Annotated in this window: 1 protein-coding gene and 4 pseudogenes; 2 read left to right on the forward strand and 3 right to left on the reverse strand. The window is 63.4% G+C overall.

The features are described from left to right. A pseudogene (locus EHS43_RS38230) lies at positions 1 to 117 on the forward strand (IS5/IS1182 family transposase); the annotation flags it as partial. A 119-nt stretch (positions 118 to 236) separates the two neighbouring features. Here the strand turns inward: EHS43_RS38230 and EHS43_RS48405 are convergent. Together EHS43_RS48405 and EHS43_RS38235 are read right to left on the reverse strand one after the other, a co-directional pair. Next, a pseudogene (locus EHS43_RS48405) lies at positions 237 to 374 on the reverse strand (IS5/IS1182 family transposase); the annotation flags it as partial. Positions 375 to 2,140: 1,766 nt separating this feature from the next. Further along, a pseudogene (locus tag EHS43_RS38235) lies at positions 2,141 to 2,948 on the reverse strand (IS5 family transposase). A gap of 187 nt (positions 2,949 to 3,135) precedes the next feature. Between EHS43_RS38235 and EHS43_RS48410 the strand changes: the two are divergent. Beyond that, positions 3,136 to 3,331 (forward strand): annotated as a pseudogene (locus EHS43_RS48410) (transposase); the annotation flags it as partial. 534 nt (positions 3,332 to 3,865) lie between these two features. Here EHS43_RS48410 and EHS43_RS38245 read toward each other — a convergent pair. Continuing rightward, positions 3,866 to 4,258 (reverse strand): ester cyclase, encoded by a 393-nt coding sequence (locus tag EHS43_RS38245; protein ID WP_125195198.1) that lies wholly within the window; start codon positions 4,256 to 4,258, stop codon positions 3,866 to 3,868. Positions 4,259 to 4,478: the final 220 nt, after the last annotated feature.

The following is a 4,478-nucleotide window of genomic DNA, read 5'->3' on the forward strand; positions in this document are numbered from 1 at the left end:
TCCTGGCTGGCCGGATGCCGGAGGCTGCACCGACGTTACGAGCGAAAGGCCGAGCACTTCCTGGCCTTCGTCGGCATCGCCACAGCCCTCATCAGCTACCGCAGACTCACCAACTGAAACGACGTCTTAATCGCCTGCTCCAGCCGTACCGCGCTCGCCCTCGGCTTCTCCGCGCGGCGCGGCTTGAGCTTGGGCACCCCGGTCTCCGGATCGATGAACAGCTCGTTGTTGTCGGCCAGGACCAGGAGGGCTTGCTTGAAGCACCCCAACTTGCGCCATCGTGTGCGAAGTTCACGCCTTCGGGCGTAGATGAGCCACGAGAGGTGTTCAACCAGCTCGTATGAGACGTCAAACAGGGAAGGATACAGAACCAACGAAGCCCCCCGGCCGATGGCGTGTTGAGTGAGCTCACCACACCAACGACGAGGGGCTTCGTCATGTCACCCCGCCTGACCAGCCCAATTCACCCCCACAGCACAGGATGAAAGAACCTCAGTGATGATGTACGGATCTCCGCTGCGGCGCGTCTCCCCTTCATGCCAGCGGGCGGCCTCAACATGAGCGTGCGTGTTCTCTCAGTAGCCGACGACAATCATGGGAAGTCAGTACAAAACCGTCATCTCGGTTTAACGACCGACTCGCTGGGCTGGTGAACCGGAGAACCGCAGGGCACGTTACAGGAGACGCATTGTCTCCGCGATCAATGAGGGACTAAACATGCCACGAACTGTTCCTGATCGGGACTGGGCGGAAGCAGTAGCCAGAACGTTCGGCACTTCAGGCTTTGAAGCCGAATGGAAAGGAGCGGGCGGGCCTCCCCATCGCTATACAGTGAAAGTGGATAATCAACCAAAACCCTTGACGTATGGACAGAGGTTCCAAGATCTCCGCAAGAGCACGGGTAAGTTCTCCATGGGCCCCTTAGAGAAGGTGGAGTGCGACAAAGCGGGGATCTTAACAGAGTGGCGTAAAGACGAAAAAAGGGCGGGATGGGTCATCAACGCCGACAGCATGTTGCTGGACAGCACATCGGAACTTTATCGCGCAAGGTTAAATTATGCCGCTGCAATCGTGAAAGCGGTTGAGAATGGCAATATAGTGCGCGGATACCTTCCACCCTTCAGCTTTAAAGTGCCGCTGCAGGGGGTAGGGGAGATAACTCTCGGAGTGCGCCTACATAACCTTTCCACTGATACGAGGACCTATGTGAGCGACTTGGAGAGAGATTCGCTAGAGAACGTGGCAGGGTACACGCTGGTAAATGAGGGCGACGGACTAAAAATCTCGTCAACTCAACCACTTGCCTCCAAACAAGGTGGAGCGATCGCTACGGCGCATCTTCGGCCGTGGGGCGACGAGGCACAGACCGTCTACAGGCAAGGGCAGATCGCTTTCGCGAGCCGGCCTGGGGTGGGGCAGCTCGGTTCATACGCTCCGCAGACCGTCTCCGCAGCCTCGAACCCGTTCCAGCAGGATGTGGCGCAATACGGCATGACCGCCTCCGCGTTCACCGGTCCCACCGGCCAGACGTGGGCCCCGCAGTCCGCGCATCCCTCTCAGCCCCCCGGGGGCTATTCTCCGTATCAGACTCAGCAGAGTGCGTCGTACCCCGCGCCGTACACCCCTTACCAGCAGCCGCCTGCGCACACGGCCTACTATGCAGCCCAGAACCCGGCAGCCTGGGGCGGGCACACCAATACGCCCTACCAAACGACGAACCCGTACCCGCAGCCGCCTGCGCAGACGGCCTACCACGCAGCCCAGAATCCAACACCCGGAAGCGGGCACATCAATACGCCCTACTCCGCGCCGCACCAGTTCCCCTACCAGCAGCCGCCTACGAGCCGGCCACCCTCACGATGACATGCCGACCGGGGCAGCGGACAGGGACGGCGAAACCGATCCGCTCCACACATACTTCCGCCCCAGGATCTCTTGCATGATCAGGCCTGCAAATCGTTGGTGCAACTCCCGACGATGGAAAATGCATTGAGCTTCTTCAGTAGTGCTTCGCGAGGGTGATGTCGTGGCAGGTGTTGACGACGCTCCCGAGCGCGGAGGTTGCCGCCGTGCCGGTCCCGGCTGTTGCTCCCGGCGCACCCGATCGGTGGCCGTTCTGAAGAGGCTCATTGAGCCTCTTTCATCCTGAATAGTCGCAGGTCATGAGTGTGTGGATGGCTTGGACGGTGCGGCTGATGCGGCGGGTGGAGGAACGTGCTCTGCGCATGATGCGCCAGGACTTGAGCCGGGCGAAGGCGCGTTCGCCGGGGGCTCGAAGTCGGGCGTGGTCGCGGTTGAACTGCTGGTAGTGCTCGGGCTGTTCGCGGTGGTGGTAGTAGGGGGTGCGGAATGTGGCGCCGGCGCCCTGGTAGGCGCGGTCCGCCAGCACGAGGATCTGCCGGGTCAGGCAGGCCTGGACGATGCCGTGAGCTCGGGCCGCGGTCAGGTCGTGTGTGCGGCCGGGTGTCGCGCGGGAGAACCACAGCGGGGTGCCGTCAGGGCGGGCGATGACCTGCACGTTCATGCCGTGCTTCTTGTGCTTCTGCGAGTAGTACGGCTGATCGGCGCGGACGCGGTCGGTGGGGATCAGCGTGCCGTCAACGATGACGTGGTCGCCCTCACCGAGGCCGGTGAGGGCTTCATGGAGGCCTGGGGCCCAGGAAGCCAGCACCTCCAGGGCCTCGTCCACGTAGCGCCAGGCGGTGGCCTGGGATATCGCGAACCCGGCGCCGAGCTGGGCGAATGTCCCGTTCTTGCGCAGGTGGACCAGCGTGAGCAGTGCCTGGTCGAAGCAGCGGAGCTTCCGCCAGCGGGTGTTACGTGCGCGGCGGTGCTCGTACAGCAGCCAGGCGACGTGCTCAACGAGCTCGTGCGGGACGTCGAGCGTGGCAGGATACGCAAACCAACAGGGCCCCTTCGGTCGCCGGTGTGCTGAGTGGAATCACCACGCCAACGACGAGGGGCCCTGCCTCGTCACCACAGCCACTGACCAGCCCATTTCACCCGCCAGCACAGGATGAAAGAGACTCATTGATGACCAGTGAGAACGTGGGCGAGCATGAGGCTGTCGAGTCGGTAGGGATGTGTCGGTGGAGGGCGTGGACGACAAGTTAATTGAAGAGCTGGTGACCAGCAGCCCAGGCTGTAGGCCTGCAGCTGACAGGTGAGGGCGGGCTGCTCCAGCAGCTGACCAAGCGGCTGCTGGAGACCGCTCTCGAGGGCCAGATCACCGACCACCTCGGCTGTGCACGATCCAGCAGGCAAGATCGGCGCCAACTCCCGCAATGGCCAACGCTCCAAGACCGTGCTGACCGACGTGGGACCTGCGGAGGCAGCCGTGGCCCAGTGTGAGCCGTTCCAGGGCTTGATCGAGACTCTAGATCTTGACTGTGACCTGGTGTTTTGTACTCTTGCTGTAGTAGTTGGTTTCGTATTGGGCGAGTGGGATGTCCCCTGTTTCACCGTGGAGTCGGCGGTGGCAGTACCAGTCGACCCACTCGGCGGTGCCCAACACGACCTCGGAGAGTGTCTTCCAGGGGCGGCGGGGCTTGATCAGCCCGGTTTTGAACGGAACAATCGTGGACCGTGGTGATCACACTCTTGCCGCGGACCGCGCCGGTGATCTCGAGTTGTAGCAGCCCTGGTCGCCCTCCTGCAACACGGACCCCGGCCCGTCGACACAGCTCCTGGCACTCCCCTGGAGGGCACTGTCCTCCTCTGTGATCCTTTCGCGCTCGTCGCCGCGAGTCTGACCTGGTGGACGATCTACGAACGTTGGGGGGACGGATGTCGAGCGCGGCGGCTTCCCGTTCACGGCCGGGGCCGGCACCTCCACGATCGAGGTGCCGGCCCTCCACCCGGTGGGTCAGGCGGTCAGCTGCCGCAGGATGTCCGCCGAGTCGTGCAGGTTGGTCATCTCCACGAAGCGCCCGTCGCGGACCCGGTAGATGGCGTACTCGACGATCGTGAAGGACTTGCCGGTGGGCGCGATGCCCAGCCACTCCTTCTGCGGGGTGCCGGTGTTGACGGCGCGCACGGCGATCCGGTCACGGTCGAATAGCAGCTCCTGGACCTGCCACCGCATGTCCGGAACGGCCTCGAGGATGGATCGCATGTCCGCGATCACATCGGCTCGCCGGCCCGGGGTGCCGTTCAGGGTCACCTCGTCGGCGATGAACTGGTCCATCTCGTCCAGCCGCCGGCCGTCGAGCGCCGCGACGTACTGCAGGTACCAGCTCTTCAGATCGTTCTCCGACATCATTTTCTCCTTCTCGCCCAGCCGAACCGGGCCCCGGGGGCTAGGGGTCACCGTCCGTTGCGGTCGAGATCGAATGCTGGTGCCTTCGCGGCTGGGCCGACAGGTACCGCTTCGGGTAGGCAAGCTGGTACCACCCACGGCCGCCGACCGCGGGGGATCATGGCGGCATGGACGAGTTTGCGCAGCTGATCCGTGCGTGGCGCAGCAGGGTGCGGCCGGC

Origin of the sequence: Streptomyces sp. RP5T, from assembly GCF_003933965.1 — a bacterium.
Classification (GTDB): domain Bacteria; phylum Actinomycetota; class Actinomycetes; order Streptomycetales; family Streptomycetaceae; genus Streptomyces.

Excerpts from the sequence above, each read along its gene's own strand:
- EHS43_RS38245 (WP_125195198.1), bottom strand. The coding sequence starts at position 4,258 with ATGTCGGAGAACGATCTGAAGAGCTGGTACCTGCAGTACGTCGCGGCG.